The sequence below is a fragment of the Zunongwangia sp. genome (assembly GCF_048269745.1).
In the GTDB taxonomy this organism is placed as follows: domain Bacteria; phylum Bacteroidota; class Bacteroidia; order Flavobacteriales; family Flavobacteriaceae; genus Zunongwangia.
Map to the genome: position 1 here is coordinate 1 of NZ_JBLXIB010000022.1, position 21,315 is coordinate 21,315.

25 protein-coding genes and 1 pseudogene are annotated in these 21,315 nt (G+C 30.2%); 23 read left to right on the forward strand and 3 right to left on the reverse strand.

Annotated elements, in window-relative coordinates:
- The first annotated feature begins 172 nt into the window (after positions 1-172).
- The 4 genes from ACN0WI_RS15910 to ACN0WI_RS15925 all read left to right on the forward strand — a co-directional run bounded on the left by ACN0WI_RS15910 (position 173) and on the right by ACN0WI_RS15925 (position 4,545).
- Positions 173-2,425, forward strand: coding sequence for an AAA family ATPase (locus tag ACN0WI_RS15910; RefSeq protein ID WP_417888039.1), 2,253 nt, complete (start codon positions 173-175; stop codon positions 2,423-2,425).
- A gap of 161 nt (positions 2,426-2,586) precedes the next feature.
- Positions 2,587-3,507 carry an ABC transporter permease gene (locus ACN0WI_RS15915; protein ID WP_417888040.1) on the forward strand — a complete coding sequence of 307 codons (921 nt, stop codon included), beginning with the start codon at positions 2,587-2,589 and terminating at the stop codon, positions 3,505-3,507.
- Positions 3,500-4,180, forward strand: a complete 681-nt coding sequence (locus ACN0WI_RS15920; protein WP_417888041.1) for an ATP-binding cassette domain-containing protein — start codon at positions 3,500-3,502, stop codon at positions 4,178-4,180. Before ACN0WI_RS15915 ends, ACN0WI_RS15920 begins: the two co-directional genes overlap by 8 nt.
- A gap of 152 nt (positions 4,181-4,332) precedes the next feature.
- On the forward strand, positions 4,333-4,545 hold the full coding sequence (locus ACN0WI_RS15925) for a hypothetical protein (protein WP_417888042.1): 213 nt from the start codon (positions 4,333-4,335) through the stop codon (positions 4,543-4,545).
- Here the strand turns inward: ACN0WI_RS15925 and ACN0WI_RS15930 are convergent.
- Positions 4,535-4,843: a hypothetical protein gene (locus ACN0WI_RS15930; RefSeq protein ID WP_417888043.1), complete on the reverse strand. Its 309-nt coding sequence runs from the start codon at positions 4,841-4,843 to the stop codon at positions 4,535-4,537. The two genes, ACN0WI_RS15925 and ACN0WI_RS15930, sit on opposite strands and share 11 nt — an antisense overlap.
- 21 nt (positions 4,844-4,864) lie before the next feature.
- Here ACN0WI_RS15930 and ACN0WI_RS15935 point away from each other — a divergent pair, with 21 nt between their 5' ends.
- The gene (locus ACN0WI_RS15935; RefSeq protein ID WP_417888044.1) at positions 4,865-5,110 is read left to right on the forward strand and encodes a hypothetical protein; all 246 of its coding nucleotides are present in this window, start codon (positions 4,865-4,867) and stop codon (positions 5,108-5,110) included.
- A gap of 7 nt (positions 5,111-5,117) precedes the next feature.
- Here ACN0WI_RS15935 and ACN0WI_RS15940 read toward each other — a convergent pair whose 3' ends face one another.
- Positions 5,118-5,444, reverse strand: a complete 327-nt coding sequence (locus ACN0WI_RS15940) for a hypothetical protein (RefSeq protein ID WP_417888045.1) — start codon at positions 5,442-5,444, stop codon at positions 5,118-5,120.
- A gap of 197 nt (positions 5,445-5,641) precedes the next feature.
- Here ACN0WI_RS15940 and ACN0WI_RS15945 point away from each other — a divergent pair, with 197 nt between their 5' ends.
- From ACN0WI_RS15945 to ACN0WI_RS16005, 13 genes and pseudogenes are all read left to right on the forward strand, one after another.
- The gene (locus tag ACN0WI_RS15945) at positions 5,642-6,187 is read left to right on the forward strand and encodes a hypothetical protein (RefSeq protein ID WP_417888046.1); all 546 of its coding nucleotides are present in this window, start codon (positions 5,642-5,644) and stop codon (positions 6,185-6,187) included.
- Positions 6,188-6,344: 157 nt separating this feature from the next.
- The gene (locus tag ACN0WI_RS15950) at positions 6,345-6,986 is read left to right on the forward strand and encodes a hypothetical protein (RefSeq protein ID WP_417888047.1); all 642 of its coding nucleotides are present in this window, start codon (positions 6,345-6,347) and stop codon (positions 6,984-6,986) included.
- A 168-nt stretch (positions 6,987-7,154) separates the two neighbouring features.
- Positions 7,155-8,183 (forward strand): hypothetical protein, encoded by a 1,029-nt coding sequence (locus ACN0WI_RS15955; RefSeq protein ID WP_417888048.1) that lies wholly within the window; start codon positions 7,155-7,157, stop codon positions 8,181-8,183.
- Between the two features lie 207 nt (positions 8,184-8,390).
- Positions 8,391-8,933 carry a hypothetical protein gene (locus ACN0WI_RS15960; RefSeq protein WP_417888049.1) on the forward strand — a complete coding sequence of 181 codons (543 nt, stop codon included), beginning with the start codon at positions 8,391-8,393 and terminating at the stop codon, positions 8,931-8,933.
- 166 nt (positions 8,934-9,099) lie between these two features.
- Positions 9,100-10,170 (forward strand): DUF262 domain-containing protein, encoded by a 1,071-nt coding sequence (locus tag ACN0WI_RS15965; RefSeq protein ID WP_417888050.1) that lies wholly within the window; start codon positions 9,100-9,102, stop codon positions 10,168-10,170.
- Positions 10,170-10,421: a hypothetical protein gene (locus tag ACN0WI_RS15970; protein ID WP_417888051.1), complete on the forward strand. Its 252-nt coding sequence runs from the start codon at positions 10,170-10,172 to the stop codon at positions 10,419-10,421. The genes ACN0WI_RS15965 and ACN0WI_RS15970 overlap by 1 nt, the downstream gene beginning before the upstream one ends.
- Before the next feature lie 18 nt (positions 10,422-10,439).
- Positions 10,440-10,634, forward strand: a pseudogene (locus ACN0WI_RS15975) (HEPN domain-containing protein); the annotation flags it as partial.
- 144 nt (positions 10,635-10,778) lie between these two features.
- The gene (locus ACN0WI_RS15980) at positions 10,779-12,098 is read left to right on the forward strand and encodes a hypothetical protein (RefSeq protein ID WP_417888052.1); all 1,320 of its coding nucleotides are present in this window, start codon (positions 10,779-10,781) and stop codon (positions 12,096-12,098) included.
- Positions 12,099-12,221: 123 nt separating this feature from the next.
- On the forward strand, positions 12,222-13,166 hold the full coding sequence (locus ACN0WI_RS15985; RefSeq protein ID WP_417888053.1) for a hypothetical protein: 945 nt from the start codon (positions 12,222-12,224) through the stop codon (positions 13,164-13,166).
- Between the two features lie 151 nt (positions 13,167-13,317).
- Positions 13,318-13,818: a hypothetical protein gene (locus tag ACN0WI_RS15990; RefSeq protein WP_417888054.1), complete on the forward strand. Its 501-nt coding sequence runs from the start codon at positions 13,318-13,320 to the stop codon at positions 13,816-13,818.
- 375 nt (positions 13,819-14,193) lie between these two features.
- Positions 14,194-15,018, forward strand: a complete 825-nt coding sequence (locus tag ACN0WI_RS15995) for a hypothetical protein (RefSeq protein WP_417888055.1) — start codon at positions 14,194-14,196, stop codon at positions 15,016-15,018.
- A gap of 156 nt (positions 15,019-15,174) precedes the next feature.
- Positions 15,175-15,627 carry a hypothetical protein gene (locus ACN0WI_RS16000; RefSeq protein WP_417888056.1) on the forward strand — a complete coding sequence of 151 codons (453 nt, stop codon included), beginning with the start codon at positions 15,175-15,177 and terminating at the stop codon, positions 15,625-15,627.
- Between the two features lie 4 nt (positions 15,628-15,631).
- Positions 15,632-15,847 (forward strand): hypothetical protein, encoded by a 216-nt coding sequence (locus ACN0WI_RS16005; RefSeq protein ID WP_417888057.1) that lies wholly within the window; start codon positions 15,632-15,634, stop codon positions 15,845-15,847.
- A gap of 129 nt (positions 15,848-15,976) precedes the next feature.
- On the opposite strand, the gene ACN0WI_RS16010 is transcribed toward ACN0WI_RS16005, so the two are convergent.
- A complete protein-coding gene (locus ACN0WI_RS16010; protein WP_417888058.1) occupies positions 15,977-16,948 on the reverse strand; it encodes an IS110 family transposase in 972 nt (323 codons plus the stop codon).
- A gap of 346 nt (positions 16,949-17,294) precedes the next feature.
- Here ACN0WI_RS16010 and ACN0WI_RS16015 point away from each other — a divergent pair, with 346 nt between their 5' ends.
- The 5 genes from ACN0WI_RS16015 to ACN0WI_RS16035 all read left to right on the forward strand — a co-directional run bounded on the left by ACN0WI_RS16015 (position 17,295) and on the right by ACN0WI_RS16035 (position 21,079).
- Positions 17,295-17,978: a hypothetical protein gene (locus ACN0WI_RS16015; RefSeq protein ID WP_417888059.1), complete on the forward strand. Its 684-nt coding sequence runs from the start codon at positions 17,295-17,297 to the stop codon at positions 17,976-17,978.
- A gap of 172 nt (positions 17,979-18,150) precedes the next feature.
- On the forward strand, positions 18,151-18,570 hold the full coding sequence (locus ACN0WI_RS16020; protein WP_417888060.1) for a hypothetical protein: 420 nt from the start codon (positions 18,151-18,153) through the stop codon (positions 18,568-18,570).
- The gene (locus ACN0WI_RS16025) at positions 18,554-18,826 is read left to right on the forward strand and encodes a class I SAM-dependent methyltransferase (RefSeq protein ID WP_417888061.1); all 273 of its coding nucleotides are present in this window, start codon (positions 18,554-18,556) and stop codon (positions 18,824-18,826) included. The genes ACN0WI_RS16020 and ACN0WI_RS16025 overlap by 17 nt, the downstream gene beginning before the upstream one ends.
- 454 nt (positions 18,827-19,280) lie before the next feature.
- A complete protein-coding gene (locus ACN0WI_RS16030; protein WP_417888062.1) occupies positions 19,281-20,348 on the forward strand; it encodes a hypothetical protein in 1,068 nt (355 codons plus the stop codon).
- Positions 20,349-20,503: 155 nt separating this feature from the next.
- Complete coding sequence (locus ACN0WI_RS16035) at positions 20,504-21,079, forward strand: hypothetical protein (RefSeq protein ID WP_417888063.1); 576 nt, start codon at positions 20,504-20,506, stop codon at positions 21,077-21,079.
- Positions 21,080-21,315 lie beyond the last annotated feature (236 nt).

Consider the following 21,315-nt stretch of genomic DNA (forward strand, 5'->3'; position numbering starts at 1 on the left):
TCCTGAATAAAATATGTTGCACAACAACGCGTATGGTCAATTGCGGCTAAATACTTAATCGATATTCGATGTTTTTAGCTATATTTATTTTAAGCGGACAAAACCTGGCTAATCAACCACGCAACTGTCCATACTCGAAACCGTTGTAAGCAAGCCACCAAAAAATACATAGATGATTAAAAGAATAAATCAAATTAAAAAATTCGGAGTTTTTAATGATTACCGAAGAAGTGGAGATATTCAAGAATTTGATAAAATAAATATAATCTATGGCTGGAACTATTCAGGTAAAACAACAATCTCCCGTATATTTCAGTGTTTTGAGCTGAACAAATTAAACTCCGATTATGAAAATTGTGAATTTGAAATTGAGGATTACAATGGTCATAAACTAACACAGAATGATCTCCAACATTTAAAAATAAAGGTTTTTAATTCAGATTTTATACGTGATAACATCCATTTAGAAGGTGGAAATTTTAATCCAGTACTACTTCTAGGAGAAGACACTAAGTTAGCTCAAGAACAATTGAAAATTGAGCTTAAAAAGATTGAAAAGGTTAAGCGTATTGAAAGAAATTTGATAAAAGAATCTTCCGCAATTGAGAAATCTATTTTAGATGGTCTAACTACAGCTGCTTCCAAAATTAAAGATTCACTTCAAATAGTTCAGGCTTTTACCAGAACACATTTAAAGCCAATTTTTGAAAAAGTAAAATCAGATCACGAATCATATCTATTAAGCGAAACTGAATTTCAAAAAACATTAAAGACTGCAACGATTTCAGAAGAAAACAAACTACCAAACATAGATAATTTTGAATTAAATTATGATTTAAAAGAGATGCTTGAAGAAGCAAAAACTCAGTTGAAAAAGGTTCCAGAGTTCTCTTCTACCATTAAACATTTTATCGAAAACCCCGAAATTGCATCTTGGGTAGAAGAAGGTTTAGATTTTCATTCAGAAAATAACAGCTGCGAATTTTGTGGAAATAAAATTGAAAATTATAGACTAAGAGCATTAAAGGCACATTTTTCAAAGGATTTAAGTAATCATAAACAGGAATTAAAAATCCTACTAGATAAAATTGAAACCAAGAAAAAGTCAATTCCGGAGATAAAAGCTGAACAATTTTATCCATCTTTGAGAGCTGATTTTAAAGAGAAAAAAAAAGAGTTAGAAAAAGAGATCACGAATTTAAATTCTCAATATTCCAATTTATCGAAAATAATAAAACAGAAAATAAAGAACCCCTTTAGTCCTATTGATGATTATTCTCAAATTAATATAAACAACACTTTTTTAAAGGAAGCCGTTAGTAGCTGCAATGATCTTATTTCAAAAAATAATATTATAACAAAAGATTTTGATGAGGCTAAAGCTGAGGCTCAAAATACTATCAAAGAATATTATGCAGCAGACTATATTGAGAAAATTAGTCTTTCAAAAAAAGAACAGAAAATTAAATTATATAAAAACCGATCTGAGTACTTCTTAGATATCGAGGCTCAATTAGAAAAGTCGATTGTAGAATTAGAATCTCAAATTAGTAAAGCTCATAAAGGAAAAGAGAAATTAAATGAATTTATCGAGAAATTTTTAGGTAGAAACGAAATTCAAGTTGTTGTTAAAAAAGAAGAAGGTGTAGAATTATTTCGACTGCAACGAAAAGATTCAAAAGCAGTAAATCTTAGTGAAGGCGAAAAAACTGCTATTGCATTTTCATTTTTTTTAACCAAATTACTAGAAAGCGCTGAGCTTGAAAATATAATCGTTTACATTGATGATCCTATCTCAAGCCTAGATAGTAATCACATATTTCAAGTTAACGCTCTAATAAAAGAGTTTTTTATATCAAAAAAAGATCCCGATAACGAAAGTAGTCAGACAAAACTAAACTGTAATCAGCTTTTTATTTCAACTCATAATTTTGATTTTTTCGGCTTACTTAGAGAATTGCCAAAACCAAGTGGATCGAACAAATTTTATTACTATGTTAGGAGAATTGATGCAGAAAAATCTACTTTAGAAAAACTACCTAAAGCGATTCAGAATTATTCTTCAGAATATCATTATTTATTTGAACTTATATACAATTTTGAAAATGATGAAAATAAAGATTACAATGCCTTAATGGGTATTCCTAATGCTGTAAGACGTTTTATTGAACTTTACACATATGCTCGGATTCCAGGTAACCATAATAATTCTGTAGATCAAAGAGCTGAAAAACTATGGGGAGCAGAAAAATCTAAAAGACTATTAAAAGTTTTTCATTATTTCAGTCACGCAAACAACATTGAAAGGATGATGAGAAATAGCGATTTGATGTGCGACATCGAAAATGCGGTGTCAGACTTACATTCTCTTATAAAAGAAGATGAACTACATTATTCAGAACTTATAAAGACAGTAAATAAATAAAGGCCAGCTTACAACAACGTATATAAAAAATAGGCGGTACAGTAGTAAAATCAAGACTTTTGGCTCGCATCAAAGTTCTTACTTAGCCGAAAGTTTGGTGTTTCGAAATCGCCTACTTTTCATATACAAACTCGTTGCCAACCATTAATTCAAAATTGAGAATGAAAGAATATTTCCAGCTTCAAATTAAAATGATAAATAGGAAAATGATTGATTTTGGAATCCCACTTTTGATTGGATATATACTTTTACCACTTGTTTTTATTTTGTTGTCTAACTACTTATTTAATAAAACAGAATTTGCTAGTTATTTTTATGGACTATTTGCAATAAGTTTTGTTTCAAAATTAAGTGAACCTAAAAGAAACGATTTTCTCAAATCAATATTTAACATAAATAAATACAGAAAATTACGAGCTGTAGAAAATCTTATCTATTGTTTACCTTTTACTCTTTTTTTAATTTGTAAATACCAATTTTCGTTTTCTGCAATATTAAATTTATTTGTGATTATAATAAGCCTAGTCAATTTCAGCCCAAATCTAAATACCACCATTCCAACACCATTCAGTAGGAAACCTTTTGAATTTACGGTTGGATTTAGAAAAACGTATTATATTTTCCCAATAGCTTATTTCTTAACTTATATTTCAGTATCAGTTGGAAATTTTAATCTTGGCGTATTCTCAATGTTATTAATCGGACTAATTTGTTTTTCCTATTATTCAAAAACTGAAAATGAATATTTTGTGTGGAACTATAATTTATCATCAAAAGAATTTTTATTAGTAAAAACGAAAACGTGTTTAATAAATTTTTCATTTTTAAGTTTGCCGATTATAATTACTTTAGGCATTATGTTTTCTAACCGGATAAATATTTTAATTGTTTTTCTTCTTTTATGTTATGTTTATTTAGCAACAATTATTTTTGCAAAATATTCGTCTTTCCCTAATCAAATGAATATCTCACAAGGGATTTTAATTGCTACAAGTTTTATATTTCCGCCAATACTTTTGATATTCACTCCTCTTTTTTATTCCCAATCTATCAAAAAATTAAATACGGTTTTAAATGATTAAAATTGAAAATCTGTCAAAATCTTATGGTAAGAACCAAGTTCTAAATACTATAAACTTAGAGTTTGGGAAAGGGAAGGTATATGGAATTGTTGGCGAAAATGGAGCTGGAAAAACGACACTATTTAAATGTATTTCGGGACTTGAAAGTTACAACGGAATTATAAAATCAGATTTTAAAAAACTTAAAGACCATTTAGGACTCTTATTAACAGAACTATTCTTTTTTTCAAAAATTACTGGAAAAGAATACATTCGATTACTTGCAAATGCAAGACAACTCAAATTATCAAATATTGAGGATAAAAATATATTTGATTTACCATTAAACCAATATGCTTCAACCTACTCTACTGGAATGAAAAAGAAATTGGCTTTAACTGCTATTCTTTTACAACAAAACGATATATTTATTCTGGATGAGCCATTTAATGGTGTTGATATACAAAGTAATTTATTGATAACAGAAATTATAAACAGATTTAAAGAATTAGGAAAAACAATTATAATTTCTTCTCACATATTTTCGACTCTAGCAGATACTTGCGATGAAATATTTTTATTACAAAACGGAGAAATTGTAAAGAAAGTAAAAAAAGTAGAGTTTGATAATCTTGAAAATGAAATGAAAAATTTTACAGTCGGAAATAGAATTGACAAACTTGAATTGAAATAAATAACGGTTGGCAACAATGCGTATAGCCAATTGTGTCTAAATACTTAATCGATATTCGTTGTTTTTAGCTATATTTATTTTTAGCGGACAAAACTTGAATAAATAACCGCAACTGGCCATACTCGAGACCGTTGGCAACAATTTAAAACAAAATGACAACTGAAGAAAATCAACTTCTAGAAAGAAGAAGCTCTTTATTACACTTAAAAATGCAATGCAAGATTGCAAGAAATATGGTAAAAAACCTAAGCAGTTTTATTCAAGCAAACGATTTACCAATTGATATTAATTTAGAATATAAATTAGAACATTCTTTTGCGCAAGAATTGTTCGAAGAATTAGGCGGAGTAAAACTTAGTCAATAATTTTATCTATATAATTTTCTAAGTAGACGGATAATTCTTCAGCTTTATCTGAGCACTCTGCATCAATTCCGACTAATTCGTTAGTTTTAGGATTAATTATACCAACAAAATTGTATCTGTATTTCATTTTAAAATTATCAATTTCTTCAGAAAATTCTGACTTTAAAATGTTCTTGAAATTTTCTTCATTTTTGATTTCTAAATACTTATCGTCAATTCTCTGTTGGATAGATACCCTTTCTTTTAAAGCTTTAGAAATATATTCTTGACATAAAGAATCTAAATTATCAGTTGACATAATTAATTAATTTTAAAAAATATGATTTATATAGTATTTGGTTTTATGTTAATAGCATTAACTATTCAAGTAGTCTTAGCAACTTTTTTATTAATAGATGTTATTAAATTCTACAGTAAATATCGAAAACATAGTAAACAGCGGCTACAAGAGTTCCAAACGCAATTATCGAAGTCAGAACAATTATCCAACGATTTTGACGAATCTGTGTATCCTCGACGCTTTTTAGGCGCTTCTCGTCGGTTTGTTGTCTTTCGTATGTTTTGACAAAACCTTAGGAGTATTTAATAATCCCTTTGTAGGTCAGTTTGATATTATCGTTCTTTTCAAGAATAATATAACCATTATCTACTAAATGTTTTATTGCTGCTCTGACTTTATAAAAAAGCGCATCTTTATTATCAGGTGAAAAATAATTTGAAAACAAATCTTCAAAAGTATTGACAGGCTTAGGTTTATCTATTTTATTTAATTTTAAATCAAAAACGTTTTGAGATATATCGTCTAAGTGAGCTTGATAATATTGAGCGGTATTTATGAAATAGGATAATACATTATCTAAATACTCTAAGTTACCTTTTAAATTTTTATCTTCAGTCATAGAAAATAATTAACTTTAATAGATATAAATATAGAAATAAAAAAAACTGTTGCCAACAACGTATAACAACAATTGCGGCTTTGTGTCCTGCGGACACAACCGCGCAAGCATAAAATTCGGTAATTTTAGCTATCTTAGTTCAAACCAATCCGCAACTGATTGTTATACAAGACCGTTGTAAAACATTTAGACAAAAAATGAAAAGAAGATTAAAATATTTAATAATTCCTTTTTTAGGATTGCTAATTGGTTGTGCAAGCGGACAACTGAAAACTACGGAAATCGAGAATGATGAAGCTATTATTATTGCTCGTGCGTTTATAAAAAATAATGGAGAATATATAAATACAAAGTGGAATTTTCTTTGGGATGAAAGATTATGGGGAAAAAACGCTGTTTGGGTTGAAAAAGACGGATATGTATTTATGAAATTACCAAAAGGAAAACATTTTATCTCCCTACTTCAATACAATGAATATCGAAAAAATATTCCTGACAATTATTTAACTGTAGATTTAGAACCCAACACAATATATTATATTGGAGATTTGACTTTTAATTGGAATATCGATAAAAATGATGTTGCGAATACTGGTATAGTCGGAGCAGTTTCAGACGCAACAAAAAATGAAAATAAAATTAAAGTTGACCTAATTGACAATTACGAAAATATGGTCAAGAAATTCAATGAAAAGTACGGGAATTCAAAACCTGTTGAAAAGCAATTAATCCGAATTGAATAAATAAAAAACGTTTTACAACACCGTATAAAATTAATGGCTTGTTCTTGACTACTTACGAAAATCCGCAAGGATTTTCTATCTGGTTTTTACCTACAAAATTAAATGCTTAAAACACGCCACTATTTTTATACCAGACGTTGGGCATAATTTGAACAAAATGAAAAAAATACTGATAATATTATTGATTGGAATTTCCAATATTACTTTTTCACAGACGATGACAGAAATTGATTCTGTTTCTTATGAAATGTGTGGTTACCTGAAAAATTTAGAAATTAAAAACGATACACTGAAAATAAACACATTATACGAAAAGCAACTTTATCCATATTTAGCAAAATTTGAGCAATCACAAGCTGAAAAAATTGGAAAACAAGTTTATTATAGACTTCAAAGGAACTGTGTCGAATTTCGGAATTTATTGGAGCGATTGGAACCGCCAAAAGAAGCAGTGACAAGAATAACGGAAAAACCAAAACCCGAAATATCGAAAAAGCAACTCAAGGAATTTTATTATTTCGAAAATGCTGGAGATACAACACGAGTAAAAATGGAAAAAGGAAAATGGACGGACTCATTTTCTGATAATACAACTTCAAATCTAACTTATAATTGGATTAACGAAACAGAATTCGAATTAGTGTTTATGGAAAGTAACAATGAGACACGATCAAATTCTAGTGTAAAAGGAGATAAATATATTTATCAGATTTTATCAAAAGAAGACGGATATTATCAAATGACACTAAATATTCCTGGACAAGAAACTTTTGAGAAATTCAAAATGTATTACGAATAAAAAACTATGCCCAACACCGTGTATAGCTCATTGCGGCTGAATTCCTAATCGGAATTCATTGCAATTTGCTATCTTTCGGTTACGGCGGGAAATCCGCGAAGATTTCCCGCAACGAGCCATACACAAATCCGTTGTGTTTAATTTTTCGCAAGAGTCGTAGCTGAAACATTGAATAAAGAAAATCTATTTAAAGGACCCGATATTATGAAGACACTAAAAATAATTCTTCTCTTTTTTATAATCATATCGACTGGTTGCGATAACGATGATTATGATTTTACTTACGAGACAATTGTAACTGAACTACCTGTGAATTTGGAAAATCTTAATTCACCTTTTGATGATTATAATTCAAATTTGCCTTATCCCGGAGTCAGACATGGAATTTATTTTTCGACAAATAGGAAAAGTTCTGGAAGCAATTTTGATATAATATATAGAAGCATTGAAATTTCGTATCATTCAAAAGATGATATACTAAATATCTCAGATGTTATAGGTGATGATAACTCTAACAGCTACGCAAATAAAGTCATAGAAACAATAAATACAGATTTTAATGAATATGGTCCATTTTATCATTTTGGAGAAGAGGCTTATGAATATTTCTTCTATGCCAATAATGAATCAGGAAATTTTGATATTAAATATGCGTCGTCAAAGAAATCTGATTTTGGAACATATAACGCCCAGGAAATCATAAATACTCCAGAATCTTTTGCTTCTATAAATTCGGAGTATGATGATTATTATCCTTGCATATTCAATAGTAATGAAAGCCTTATATTCTGTAGTAATAGAGATATGGATGTGTTTAATTTTTATGAAACAACATTTGTTGAAGAAGAAATTAATCCCGGTTACCTTGCTTCAACTACACACGATATTATTAAAAATGCTGTTTTGTCAAGTAACAAAAATGATAAATGCCCATTCGTTTCAGGGAATATTATGATATTCACATCAGATAGAGAGGGGGGGTATGGTGGCTTCGATTTGTATTTCTCTAGATATTTAAATGGAGAGTGGTCTCAGCCACAGAATTTAGGGGATAAAATAAATTCTGAGTACGATGAGTATCGTCCGATTTTTGTCCCATTCGAAGAGTTTGATGGTTCGATGCTAGTTTTTTCATCAAATAGGTCAGGCGGGAAAGGTGGTTTTGACTTATATGCTGCAAGAACAAATTTATTTTAAGATTACGCATATTTAAGTTTTTGTAAATCTGCGTTTTGAAAAATAAAAACTAAACACAACAGCGGTTCATCTCAAATTACGGGTATTGTAGAAAAAGTGTAATTTTAGTAACCAAGAAAAAAATGGTTAAGCCTACAAGTCCGCGTCCTTACTCCCGCAACTTGCGATAACCGCAAACCGTTGTACGCAATATAAAAAAAACTGACCTTGAAGTTAAAACTACTGTTCATAATTATATTTTCAATCAAGTCATTTGGTCAAGAAATTAAATACAACCTAATGATAAAAAGTCCGTGTTCAGAAAAAGTGGAATACAGTTTATTATACCATCTTGAAAAATCTGGAAAAAAGTACTTTAAAATTTCAGATTCTATTGGAACTATGATATTGCCAGAAATTGGAGAATATCTGGTTATAGCAGAATTTGACGGAATTTCACAAATTACAAATTTAAAAAAAGGGGGTAATATTGACACTCTATATACGAAAAAAATACAGGTATGTTATGAGCCAGTTTCCCACCCAAGTTTTTCTGGTTACTGTTGTTGTGAAGAAATTTGTGAGGGACTAAAAAGTGACTATTATAATGATGGAACTTTAAGAATGGAAGGGAATTTTAAAAATGGACAACCAGTTGGCAAACTAAAACTCTATCACTCAAATGGAATAATCAGTGAGATTAGAATTTATAATAAAAAGGGTGTTTTGAGACGTACCAAAAAGTATGATAAAAAAGGTAAACGAATATAAAATACTGCGTACAACACCGTGTATAGCTCATTGCGGCTGAATTCCTAATCGGAATTCATTGCAATTCACTATCTTTAGGTTACGGCGGAAAATCAGCTATGATTTTCCGCAACGAGCCATACACAAAACCGTTGGGCATAATTATAGAAAAAACGACAATTAATAAATGAATGATATAAATCTTGAACAGCCATTACTTTTCAATTTCGATGATGAAACTGAACATATTGACTTTAGATATGTCATAACTAGCTACGGAGCTGATTATCCTGTAGATAGCCTAATGAAAAGAATTAAAGACAAAGTAATTTTTATACCACCTTTTCAAAGACAGTTTGTTTGGAATATTAATGAAGCATCGAAATTTATTGAGTCTTTAATTTTAGGCTTGCCTGTTCCAGGGATATTTTTATCAAAAGAAAAAGGAAGTAATAGATTATTAGTTGTTGACGGACAGCAAAGACTTATGAGTCTATATTATTTCTATACTGGCTATTTCCAAAGTACACCTTTTAAACTTCAAAACGTACAAGAAGATTTGCTTGGTAGAACTTATAGTACTTTGAAAACACCTGATAGAATTCGTTTAGATGATTCAATTATTCACGCAACCATCGTTAGACAAGACGAGCCAGATGAGGATGAAAGTAGTGTATATCAAATTTTTGAAAGACTTAATTCTGGTGGAAGAGATTTGAAGCCTCAAGAAATTAGGGCTTGTATTTACTATGGAGAATTTAACGAACTACTCAACAAACTTGTTCAAACACATTCTTGGAGAGCTATTTTTGGCAAAAAACCTGATATAAGATTAAAAGAAGAAGAACTTATCTTAAGATTCTTCTCATTATTTTATGATAGAGAAAATTACCAAAAACCATTAAAAGGGTTTCTAAACTCTTATATGTCTAAAAATCAACACTTGGAAATTACAAGTGAAGAGGAGTTAACAGAATTATTTATAACAACATTCGATTTTATATTCAGAACTATAGGAGCAAAACCTTTTAGAATTAAAAGGAACTTAAATCTTGGAGCTTTTGATTCAATAGCCATAGCAGTTGCAGAACGCTTGAAAAATGACCCAATAGAAAATAGGAAAAAGTTTGTTGACAACTACTATAAATTAGTTGAAAATCCTGAGTATATATCAGCAGTCCAAGGTGGAACTTCTGATGAAAAAAACGTAGAAACTCGAATAGCAATAGCGATTGAAGCATTTAAAGATGTAGAATAATGAGTTTTTATAAGATAGGGATTTACGAAAGACAATTAGATAGTCTTTATAACGAGGTTTCTCAAATTCAAGAAGGCGAAATAAACAAAGCACATCTTACGAGATATTTATGCGTCAGAACTTCTGGATATTTAGAAAATGTTGTTAGGATTTTGATTGCACATTTTTGTGATGGTACTTCGCCTCAACCCGTAAACAATTATATTGTTAAGAGGACAAAGTATATTACGAATTTAGATTATAAGAGGTAAAATGGACTATTATCTGAATTTGACAGTAATTGGAGTTCAGAATTCGAGCAAAGAGTTACTGACCAGCAAAAAAGTTCATTGAATTCCGTTATATCTAATCGAAATAATATATCTCACGGCAATCAAGATAGTATTACCTATAGAGATATGGTGAATTATTATAGAGATGTAAAAGATGTATGCCAAATTTTAATTAATATTATTAAAAAATAACTATGCCCAACAATGGCTATAAGTAATTGCTTGTTTTCGCCTACTTCTGAAAATCCTTGCGGATTTTCAGTTTGGTGTGTATTTGCAAAGTTAAGTGCAAACCCACGCAACTACTCATAGCCGAAGCCGTTACCTACCATTTGAATGAACGAAATCCAAGAAATAAGAAAACGATTTTTACACTCTCTAAAATTAGGGACTGGAGAAACATATATAATTCAAAAAAAATATCCTGAAATAGATTTTTCAAGAGAAATTATAAAAGGTGCTGTTCAAAACTTTGCATATGACCCACAATCTGAAGGAAGTCGTTCAAAGTACATTTATGGTTTAATAAAGAAGTCTAAAGCTAAAGACAAAATAACCTCAAAGGTATTTGATAAAATTATCGAAACTAAAGAAGATGATTGGGGGTTGTATCAATTACTTGACATAGCAGTTCTTATATACAAAGATGGAAACACAAGTGCACTTGAAATTATTAAAAAGAGGTTTGAAAAAAACGGATTAGATGGTTTTGATTTTTGTGGTCAAGAACAATTAATGGAAATCGGAGGTATTGATGGAGTTTTAAAAGTCGCTGAAATAGTTGGCGAACGCTTGACTAATGATAAAGATGATTATGAAGATAGTTGGAAAATTGATGAGTTTCAGAAAAAGAATAAATCAATAGACGTTTATGAAATTCTTAAAGAAAAATCCAAGAAAAATGAATCTATAAAAGCTTACTATGAATCAATTATTCAGAATAGGTTTAAACCATATAGAAAAGTAAAACCCATTAAGTTTAGTTACGAAATAATTAAAGAAAAAATACAAGCCGACAAATTCAGGTATATTTCAAAAACAAGAGCCAATGACTTAAGTGAAGAAGAAGTCTTAAAACTGGCGAAAGAATTTGTTAAATCTAGGAAAAATAAAGAAAAGGAAAACTACTTGAGATTTTTTGCGAAAAGGAAGTTCCCATACGACTATCAGATTTTATTTAAAATTGCACAAAGAAAAAACCCAAGAAAAACTAGATTAGTTGAATATGCAGTTGAATCTTTAACTTTCTTTAAAGACAAAAAAATACGTGATTTAGCTATCAAGAAAATAAAAGAAGTGAAAAATCCTTGTGATTATTTGCCACTATTGGTAAGCAATTATCAAAAAGGAGATTTTGAATTATTAAAAGAAGTAATTGACAGGTCTAATAATTTTGATTTTATACATTCATTAATAAGCGGAATATTAGACATTTATAAATCTAATAGCTTAACAGAATGTAAAGAACCTTTAGAGGCAATGTATAGCAAAATGAATTGTGGTTTACACAGAATTGATATTGTTGAATTACTCTATGAAAATAAAGTTTTGAGTAATAAAATATTGCTAGAACTACAATTTGATAGTGACGAGAGTATTAGAAAATTATATAGAACGATTAAAAAAACGGTAGGTAACAATGTATATAAAAAATAGGCGAAATAGCAATAAATTCAAAGCTTCTGGCTCGTATCAAACTTTCTGCTTAACCGAAAGTTTAGTGCTTCAAAATCGCCTACTTTTCATATACTAACCGTTGTAAGCAATTTGACCAAATCAATGAAAAAGTATTTAATCTTAATTATTTTAATTTCAAATTTTTGTTTCGGACAATCTGAATCCAGACAAAATTTTGTCATTTCATTAAATGTCCCTGATAATGAAAGGAACAGTAATGAATCTTTCAAAAAGATAGCTACTGAAAATAGCATCAAGAGAATTAAGTTTTACGAGGAAAAAGAAATTGTTACGGATTTACATTTTGACAAAAATGGAAATGTTATTGAGGCAACAGATAAGTCAAATAAAGTTATTAGCAAGACTAAATTTGAGTTTGACAAACATAATAGACTAACTAAACTTTCATTTTTTACACCAAATGGAGATTTTAAATATGGCTACGAATATAAACATAACGGACCATACAGAACAGAGTATGAAATTGGAGATTCAATTCCGACTAAAAGAACTATTGAATTAAAAGACGAAAGCATCACTATATATTCTGACTTCAATGAAAATAAGGAATGGGAATTAAATAGTGTAATATTCAAAAATGACGACAAATCGTTCGATAGGGAATTAAGATACAATAATGATGGACTATATTCTGAATTCAAATATTTCTACAACCCAAAAGAAAAAATTGGCGGAACAAAAAAAATCAGTTATTTCAATGGGATTAAACTAAGCGAGGAGGATTATTCTGCATATAAAACAGATTCCAATGGAAATAGAATTGAGAATTTTAATCCGAGAAATTTAGAAACGATTTCATCATTCAAGTTTAATGATAAGAATCAGATAATCGAAACCAAATATTACACTAAGTCGGAATATTTTGAATATGATGAAAATAGTTTTATAAAAACCAAAACAATAGAGGACAGAAATGGAACAACCATACTGACTTTTTTCTATGAAAACTCATTACCGAAAAAAATTGAGAAAGTTAACGGGAATAATACATTGACTTTTAGATACGAATACGAATTTTATAAATAAAAACTGCTTACAACACCGGCTATAGTTCATAGCGGCGGAATTTCCTCTCGAAAATTCCTCGCAAATTTGCCATCTTCGGTTTACGGCGGAAAATCCTCACGGATTTTCACGCAACGAAACCATAGCCAAACCGTTGTGGCTAATTTGAAAAATGAACAAAACCTTATCAATATTCTTAATTTTCATTGGATTTATCGCTTTCGGACAAAGTGCAAAAATTGACACGCTTAATTTAAAAGCAAGCGAAAGGTTTAAAGAATTGCAATCGGACAAAATGAACTTTCCGATAATCAATTCAGGAAAAACGGAAATTGATTCTCTTATAAATTTTGACTTAAAGAATAAATTTACTCATAATGAATACCCAAATGAATCTATTGATTCAACTCTCTTAAAATGGGCTGAAGACCAAATAATTTTTGTTGATTTTAATGTGAGCTATAATAGAAATGGAATTTTGTCTTTGAGCGTAAGTGCAGAAGGTTGTGGTGCTTATTGCACCTATTGGACTGACTATTTCAATTACTCTCTTAAAACTGGAGAATCATTAACCTTATCTGATATTGTAGATACTAGTGGAGCCTTTAAAAATTTAGTATTCGAACAAAAAGACTTAAAGTTTGAAAAACAAAAAACTGAACTAAAAAAATGATGCTGGATAAAGAGTCTGGACTTGATGAAAACACCTATGAAGTGGCATTAGAATATTACGAGGAGTGTGACAACTCATTCAATCTAGAAAATTTCGTAATAAAATGTGAAAGTCTTGAAATAATATGCGATTGCTATCTTCCGCACGTAATGAAAAATTTGACACCAGTAATAGAATTGAAATATAAATTGACTGACATAACTGAATATATAAAAAATAAAAAACTAGCCACAACAACGTGTAAGCGCAATAACGGCTGAATTTCCTAATCGGAAATTCAACTCGTTTTGCTAAATTAGGTGCGTCAGCGTAAAGTACTCGCGTACTTTCCCGTTACTGATGCTTACACAAGACCGTTGGCAATAATTAATAAGAATGACAAAAATAGAAACAGAATTTATAATTGAGAAAATTAAAAAAACAACCTCTTTAATTCAACATGAGTTTTATCAACATTGGATGAATCAAAATTATTCAAAAGATTACTATGAAGAATATCCAGGTTATACTGAGGACTGGTTAAAATTTAGAATTAAAGACCTTTACTACTTAATCCTAAGTTATTTTGAAGCTAAAAGTTTAAATCATAGCTACGAAACATTCCAAAGAGAGTTTGAAGATAAAATCAAAAATGAATTAGATTTATTGGACGAAGCTATATATCATCCTGAAAGTGAAACAGAGCTCAAAATAATAAATGACTTCTATATTCATTTAAATCCTTATAACGATTTTTCTACAAAGAAAAGAATTGAAGATGCACTTTTGAAAGTTCATAGTATTTTAAGTAATACAAATCATATTTTGAAAAAAATGAAAGTGACTGATATTCAAAGAGAAGAACAGGTCTACAATCCTGTGAAATGGATAATTGGTCTCTATTTTCCAAAAGTTAGAAAAAAAAATCAGGCATCTTTTATTCAAAAATTTAAATATTATAAACCTGACATTTTAATTCCAGAATTAAAAACTGCGATAGAATATAAATATATCAAATCAGAAAAGGAAAATGATATTGAGAAATATATAGATGAAATTAGAACTGATTCTATTAATTACAAAGGTGATGAGAGATATGACAATTTTATCGCCGCTGTCTATCTTAAAAGTAACGAATTAACAACTCCCCAAGAAATTGAAGCGTGTTGGGAAAGCAAGGATTTTCCTAAAAACTGGAAATTGATCATTTCTAGTAATTAACTATTGCCAACATCGGTTCACCGCAAATAACGAGCATTTGTGGAAAAAGGTTAATTTTAGAAACCAAGAAAGAAAATAACTAAACCGACAAGTCCGCATTCTTATTCCCGTAACTTGCGGTAACCGTAACCGTTGTAAAACATTTAAAAGAAACGTATGAAATCCATAATAACGCTATTTATCGGAATTTTGACTTTTACTTTGAATGCTCAAACAAACGAAGAGGAAACTATTGAATTCTCAAGAATTGGAGAATTAAGCGATGAACAACTAAATAGTTCCGGTGCTAAAAAGTTGATCTTTATTACAGAAGAAAAAGAGGCTGAAAAAATGGCTGAATTGGATATTAAAAGCGGAAATCCCTTTTTGTTATTAACGGGCGGAATTGCTCCAACAATAATTGCAACAGACCCAGAGTTTGAAAAAGAATATGGAATTTATTTTTATGAATTTGGTTGTTCTGGTCCAGAAAATGACATAATAATTGCTTACAATAAAATAGTATTTGAACATTTAAATTCGACAAAAGGAAAAACTTGGATAAAAGAAGTTAGAGACGATGTAGTTGGATTTAAGGAATGGAAACGCAATTACAAACGGAAAAATTAAAAAAATGACTGAAATTATAATTATATCCATTCTTGTTATTTTATTCGCTGGATTCTTATATTGGGCTTATTTGCCGGATTATAGAAGAAATCCAAAAGAATTCTGGAGAACCATAATTGGAATGCCAATAGGAATGATCTTAGGCGGATTAGGCTATCCAACTTTAAATGATAAAATTAAAAAGTGGACAACAAAGAATAAAAAAGTTAATCGTAAATAAAAAACGTTTTACAACAAAGAACTGAGGTAAAAACCAACTTTTTTCTACATTAAATTTGAGACATAAATGATCCATGCTAACATCTGTATCATCAGATCTTAACTGTTTCATTTTTTGTTTTTTATTGCGCTATCCTTTTGCTAAAACAGACACATAGTTTTCATCGTAGGGTAAACCTGATTTAGTAATAGCAAAGGCTTGTTTTAAAAGCTTATTGGCCACGGCGATCAAAGCAAGTTTCTTGCTCTTGCCCTTAGCTATTATTCGTTCATAGATCTCCATGCAGCCCTTATTATGCTTGCATGCATTGAATGCACATAAAAACAAAAGGTTCCTGAGCTTCTTGTTACCCACTTTACTAATCCGACTTCTCCCTCGAACACTATTTCCAGATTCCCGTATCGTTGGAGTGATTCCTACATAACTGCATAATTGTGATGCTTTCTCAAATTTAGAGAAGCCATCGGTAATCACCACTAAAAACAAAGCAGTCTTGATTCCTATTCCAGGGATACTGGTAAGTAAACTTAGTTGCTGTTGCTGCTCCTGTTTTACAAGCTCTAGCAGACGATCTTCGATCCCTTTTACCTCTTTGTTTAAGTATTTGAGATCACGCTTTAATGATCTGTAAACATACTTAGAGGGAATACCCAAAGACTCTCCTCCGTGAAGTTTATTCTTGGTAGCCGTACGCTTCTTTAGATAACTATCCATGAGTCTGAAGAGCTGCAGGCATTCTGCCTGTAAATCCTTAAGGGCATTGTACAATAGGACTTCATTGCATAGAGCATAATTGCAAATAGCTTTAGAATCGCTTTTGTCGGTCTTTACCTTAGCCAGTTTCATCTGGATAAAGCGCTTGACCGATAGCGGGTTTACTACTGATACCGCAATACCATTTTTGTAAAGAAACTGAGCAAGCCGATAATGGTAATATCCCGTAGCTTCCATCACTACAAGGCTATCTTGAGATAATGATTTTAGAAATAGTTTAAAACCGGAAGTGTCATTCTTAAATTGAGAATAACCACAAACACTACTATAAACATCAAAGACATCCTTACTGATGTCAACTCCAAAAGTTTCTTTATATTTATTCATAAGAACTGATTTATGAAAGAGCATACTACCTTAATCACAACAACTTAAATCAAGGTCTAAAGCCTTATAGAACTGAACGTGATTGAAGTAGTTCAAGAGAGGGGATTATCAATGTTGACGAAGTCTAACGCTTCCACGTATATCTTAACCTTAATTCTCTCTTTGTTCTTTCTGATTTATACTATAGAATTAATGAGAATCAAACTTAAGATGTATAACAACAATTGCGGCTTTGTGTCCTGCGGACACAGCCGTGTAAGCATAAAAGTCGGGAATTTTAGCTATCTTAGTTTCTAACCAAACCGCGACTGATTGTTATACAAATCCGTTGTACATAATGCCGAAAATGAAAAACCTACTGACATTTATATTATTAATAATTGGATTAAAGATATTTGCCACACCACAAATCCCTGACATTTTAATTTACAATGGAAAGGAATATGAATGGAGTGGTTATAGTCCAGCTTTTAAATATTTTGGGCTGAACAATTTTCAACCACCAGAAGAAGCTGTCATTACTACAGGAAACTATTCTGTATTCATAATGACCTATGAAATAGTTGACAAAAAACTATATCTAATAGACGTGGAAATTGAGGTGGAACAAGAATCTGAATATGGTTCTGACTATCCGCCAGATTTGGTAAATAAATCAATTTTTGAAAACTACTTCCCGAATCAGAATAGAGTTCTAATGGACTTCTATTCTAATGTTCAAGTAATTCCTTACGGGGAAATTATCGAAGTAACTAAAAACGATTGGACTGATATTCATTGGGAAGATTATTTAGTATTCGAAATAAAAAACGGAACTGTGATAACTGAACTTGACTTGAAGTACAAACAGTTAAACAGACTGAAGAGAAAACAATTTACAGCCTTTAAAAAAACAAACGAATATCAAAAAGCTATTGAAGCTGAAAAGGAAAATCTTGAGTCCTTCAATGAATGGTATAGACCTAAAGATTTTACAATCGATGAATATTTAGAATCGATTATTATGAGACTAATTAAACAATTAAAATAAAGCACTATGTACAACATTGGCTATAAACAATTGCTATTACAGGCTTATTTTGAAAATTCCTGTGGAATTTTCAGCTTGTCGTGTACTTGCAAAAGTCTGTGCTAACCCACGCAACTGTTCATAGCCGAGACCGTTGGGCGTCATATTGCGAACCCACTGAAAAAACAAGTTTATGATAAAGAATTACTTTTATTTGATAGTAGGACTTCTCTGCATATTATTTGCAGTTACCCACACATTGAACGGAACAGTAACAGTTTTGCCTGTCTTAGAGAATGTTGAAATAGAAAGCAGTATAAAAACAACATTTACTTATGTATGGCATATAATCGGTGTTGAAAATCTCATTTTGGGAATAGCTCTACTTGTTATGGCATTTCACAAAAATCTTACAAAAGTAAAATTTGCAGCGAGGGTAATAATTGCGATTTTGACACTGCGTTGGATTACTATTGCAACATTTACGATTATAAACGACAGTAACTGGGCGAAACTTTTAATCACAGATACTATTGCAATCTCTGTGATAATCGTTTTACTTTTTTTAGGTACTAAAGTGAAAAATAAGATTTCTGATGGAGAGCTTAAATAACACACACCTGCACTCATTAGAAAACGTAAATGCGTTGGAAAGCCGATTTCGCAGATTATTGCAAAATCCGAAAAAAATACTGAAAAAATATATTCGGCAAGGTAGGACAGTTCTTGATTTAGGATGTGGAACAGGTTATTTTGCTCTTGAAATGGCAAAATTACTTAACGGGAAAGGAAAAGTCATAGCAATTGATGTGCAGGAAGGAATGCTTGAAATATTGGAACAAAAGTTGAAAAACAGCAGCTTGAAATAACAAGTCCAAATTTTCAACAATCCACCACAAAGCCTTGATTTTTAGGCAAGAGTGAATTTTATACTTGCATTTTACTCTTTCCACGAAATGAAATATATAGACGATATCATTCAATCGCTAAAAGAAGTTGTTAAGCCAGAAACAAAGATTTTAATTTAGGAACAAAAAATACACGTTTCAAAAAAAATGTTTGAAAGTATAATAAACAGGATGGCAAACAAAGGGTTTATCGTTTGTGAACGACCAAAAATATTTTTTAGCAGAAGTGTTGTTATGAAAATTGAAAAAAATACGAACGCCCAACATTTTGTATAAGTAATGGCAGGCTATGTGCTAAATTTCAAGGTTTGTAGCCCGCTCAAACTACGTAGCGGTTTGATAGGAAAGTATCACGCAATGTGCGACTACTCATACAATTTGCCGTTAGCGATTATTATGACAAAACTACACCTAAATGAAAAAAGTATTTAAATGGATCTTAATAATCATCGCTATAATTGGTGTTTTTATTATTATATCAAGTTTAATAATCTACAAAAAGAATCAGTCTTTTATAGGAGAACCTGATGCTGAATTTGTTGAATATCTAAATCAAAATAAAAAAATTCTAGACAGTAAAGCTTATCTACAAAAAGATCTTTTTGATAAAAACACCTACAAAAGTGATATTATTCTATTAGGAGAAAATCATGGCTATGCTGTAACTCAAAAGATTGATAAAAATATACTTATACATTTAAATAAAAAAATAGGACTACGTAATTATATAGCAGAAATAGATAGTATAAGAGCTGAACTTTTAAATAATTTCTTGAATAAAAAAGAAAAAGATTCAATACTCTTGAAAAAAATTATTTTAGCTATTAACATTAATATCCCTCAACAATCAAGTAGAGAACTTTTTGATAAATGGTCTGAAATTTATGATTATAACCAAAAATTGCCTGACTCTTTAAAGTTAAAGATTCTCGGGGTAGATAAAACTTTTGGAAAAAAAACACCAATTTCTAGAGACTCTGCTATGATTATGAATTTCAAAAAATTCATTAAGAAAAAGAAAATTGAAAATGAGCAATTCTACGGCTATTTTGGCCTTTTTCATGTTTCCCAAGAAACTATAAAAAACAATACTAAATCCTTCGCTGAAAGATTAAAATCTAATAATTTTAAAGTTAAGAGTATTGTATGCCTAAATATTGATAGTGAAGTTTATTTACCAAAAAACGAAAAAATTCCTACAACAAAGTCTGAGAAAATTAGCTTTTTAAATATGGATGGTCCGATAGTATTAGTAAAGGGAATTAACGATTTAAAAAAAGCTAGTACAAAAGAAAATATAACACTATTTAATTTGAATAAAAAAAATTCTCCATATTTCAATAGTAAAAAACTGATAACAATGAAGACTAATTTCATCAATCAAAATTGGTCTCCAGAAAAAGATAACTTAAAAACTACAGATTTTTTTCAGTATGCTATCTTAATTAGAAATTCAAAAGCAAATACACCTATAAATGAATAGTTAAACAATCGCTAACAACGCGTATAGCCAATTGCGGCTAAATACTTAATCGATATTCAATGTTTTTGGCTATCTTTATTTTAAGCAGATAAAACATTGAAAATCAAACTGCAACTGACCATACTCAAAATCGTTAGCACTTATTTGAGAAAAAAATGAAGCGATTGATAAAATTCATAGAAAAGAATGTTTCAGGAAAAAAGGTTTTAGGACTTTTTATCTTGACCAATCTTGTTTACACCTTTATGCTGACCGTTACAATTCCTAAAACAATGGAATTCTCCAACGGAATGAAATTATTGGATATGATGCCCACAGGATATGATTTGAATTATGTAAGTAAATTATTCACTTCGCTTGGAGAAAATGGACGTTTGACATATCTAACCCGTCAAATACCTGTTGATATGATTTATCCACTACTATTCGGACTTTCTTACTGTTTGATTTTGGGATATTTCTTGAAAAAATTGAAAAAATTAAATTCCCCATATATTTATATCTGCGTAATACCGATAATTGCCGGAATTACAGATTATTTGGAAAATATTGGAATTATCACAATGCTTAAAAACTATCCCGAATTGAAAGGGATTGCAGTTTATACAACTAATGTATTCTCAGTTATAAAAAGCATTTCAACAAGTTTATTTTTTATAGCATTATTAGTTGTCTTAATAACTCTTGGAATTAAAGTATTAAACAGAAAAACAAGTGCTAACACCGTATAACAACAATTGCGGCTTTGTGTCCTGCGGACACAACCGCTCGAGCATAAAAGTCCGGAATTTTGGCTATCTTAGTTTTCAATCAATCCGCAACTGATTGTTATACAAACCCGTTGGGCACAATTAAAACAGAATGAATAGAATTCTAATTTTACTTTTTTCAATATTCTTAATTGGTTGTTGCAATGAACTAAAATTGCTGAATAACGGACTGACTAAAAAAGCAACACAAATTACCG

Bases quoted from the DNA above. Each gene is read 5' to 3' on its own strand.
- ACN0WI_RS16005 (WP_417888057.1), top strand. From the start codon at position 15,632: ATGACTGAAATTATAATTATATCCATTCTTGTTATTTTATTCGCTGGA.
- ACN0WI_RS15930 (WP_417888043.1), bottom strand. From the start codon at position 4,843: ATGTCAACTGATAATTTAGATTCTTTATGTCAAGAATATATTTCTAAA.
- ACN0WI_RS15935 (WP_417888044.1), top strand. From the start codon at position 4,865: ATGATTTATATAGTATTTGGTTTTATGTTAATAGCATTAACTATTCAA.
- ACN0WI_RS15950 (WP_417888047.1), top strand. From the start codon at position 6,345: ATGAAAAAAATACTGATAATATTATTGATTGGAATTTCCAATATTACT.
- ACN0WI_RS16035 (WP_417888063.1), top strand. From the start codon at position 20,504: ATGAAGCGATTGATAAAATTCATAGAAAAGAATGTTTCAGGAAAAAAG.
- ACN0WI_RS15965 (WP_417888050.1), top strand. From the start codon at position 9,100: ATGAATGATATAAATCTTGAACAGCCATTACTTTTCAATTTCGATGAT.
- ACN0WI_RS16030 (WP_417888062.1), top strand. From the start codon at position 19,281: ATGAAAAAAGTATTTAAATGGATCTTAATAATCATCGCTATAATTGGT.
- ACN0WI_RS15925 (WP_417888042.1), top strand. From the start codon at position 4,333: ATGACAACTGAAGAAAATCAACTTCTAGAAAGAAGAAGCTCTTTATTA.
- ACN0WI_RS15970 (WP_417888051.1), top strand. From the start codon at position 10,170: ATGAGTTTTTATAAGATAGGGATTTACGAAAGACAATTAGATAGTCTT.
- ACN0WI_RS16025 (WP_417888061.1), top strand. From the start codon at position 18,554: ATGGAGAGCTTAAATAACACACACCTGCACTCATTAGAAAACGTAAAT.
- ACN0WI_RS15990 (WP_417888054.1), top strand. From the start codon at position 13,318: ATGAACAAAACCTTATCAATATTCTTAATTTTCATTGGATTTATCGCT.
- ACN0WI_RS15995 (WP_417888055.1), top strand. From the start codon at position 14,194: ATGACAAAAATAGAAACAGAATTTATAATTGAGAAAATTAAAAAAACA.
- ACN0WI_RS16020 (WP_417888060.1), top strand. From the start codon at position 18,151: ATGATAAAGAATTACTTTTATTTGATAGTAGGACTTCTCTGCATATTA.
- ACN0WI_RS15920 (WP_417888041.1), top strand. From the start codon at position 3,500: ATGATTAAAATTGAAAATCTGTCAAAATCTTATGGTAAGAACCAAGTT.
- ACN0WI_RS16000 (WP_417888056.1), top strand. From the start codon at position 15,175: ATGAAATCCATAATAACGCTATTTATCGGAATTTTGACTTTTACTTTG.
- ACN0WI_RS15940 (WP_417888045.1), bottom strand. From the start codon at position 5,444: ATGACTGAAGATAAAAATTTAAAAGGTAACTTAGAGTATTTAGATAAT.
- ACN0WI_RS15980 (WP_417888052.1), top strand. From the start codon at position 10,779: ATGAACGAAATCCAAGAAATAAGAAAACGATTTTTACACTCTCTAAAA.
- ACN0WI_RS15910 (WP_417888039.1), top strand. From the start codon at position 173: ATGATTAAAAGAATAAATCAAATTAAAAAATTCGGAGTTTTTAATGAT.
- ACN0WI_RS15985 (WP_417888053.1), top strand. From the start codon at position 12,222: ATGAAAAAGTATTTAATCTTAATTATTTTAATTTCAAATTTTTGTTTC.
- ACN0WI_RS16015 (WP_417888059.1), top strand. From the start codon at position 17,295: ATGAAAAACCTACTGACATTTATATTATTAATAATTGGATTAAAGATA.
- ACN0WI_RS15915 (WP_417888040.1), top strand. From the start codon at position 2,587: ATGAAAGAATATTTCCAGCTTCAAATTAAAATGATAAATAGGAAAATG.
- ACN0WI_RS15945 (WP_417888046.1), top strand. From the start codon at position 5,642: ATGAAAAGAAGATTAAAATATTTAATAATTCCTTTTTTAGGATTGCTA.
- ACN0WI_RS16010 (WP_417888058.1), bottom strand. From the start codon at position 16,948: ATGAATAAATATAAAGAAACTTTTGGAGTTGACATCAGTAAGGATGTC.